The sequence below is a fragment of the Desertibacillus haloalkaliphilus genome (assembly GCF_019039105.1).
In the GTDB taxonomy this organism is placed as follows: Bacteria; Bacillota; Bacilli; order Bacillales; family KJ1-10-99; genus Desertibacillus; species Desertibacillus haloalkaliphilus.
Genome location: NZ_JAHPIV010000475.1, coordinates 1 through 351, shown reverse-complemented (window position 1 = coordinate 351; position 351 = coordinate 1). Strand labels below are relative to the sequence as shown.

Sequence of the window (351 nt, the reverse complement as noted above, 5' to 3'; positions counted from 1 at the left end):
ATGTTCAATGGCTCCAGTAGATGCTTTCGCAACAGTTGTCGTCAAGCCTACCGCTCGTCGTTTTGGAATGACGATTCCATGTGCACCAACAGCATCGGCCGTACGCATGATCGACCCTAAATTGTGCGGATCTTCAATTTCATCTAAGATGATGAAAAATGGTTGTTCATTCCGCTTTTCAGCAATTTGATACAGATCGTCCAATTCTGCATATTCATATGCTGCTACTTGTGCAACGATTCCCTGGTGCTGACCTGTTACCATTTGATCAAGCTTTTTCCTCGGAACATACTGAATGGTGATATTTTGCTTTTTCGCGAGTTCAATGACCTGCTGGGCTTGTCCTTTTAC

Annotated in this window: 1 protein-coding gene; it reads right to left on the bottom strand. The window is 43.9% G+C overall.

Going from position 1 to position 351, the window contains the following annotated elements; translation table 11 throughout:
* The coding region (locus tag KH400_RS22880) for a TrmH family RNA methyltransferase (RefSeq protein WP_281418774.1) at nucleotides 1-351 on the bottom strand (351 nt) is incomplete at both ends.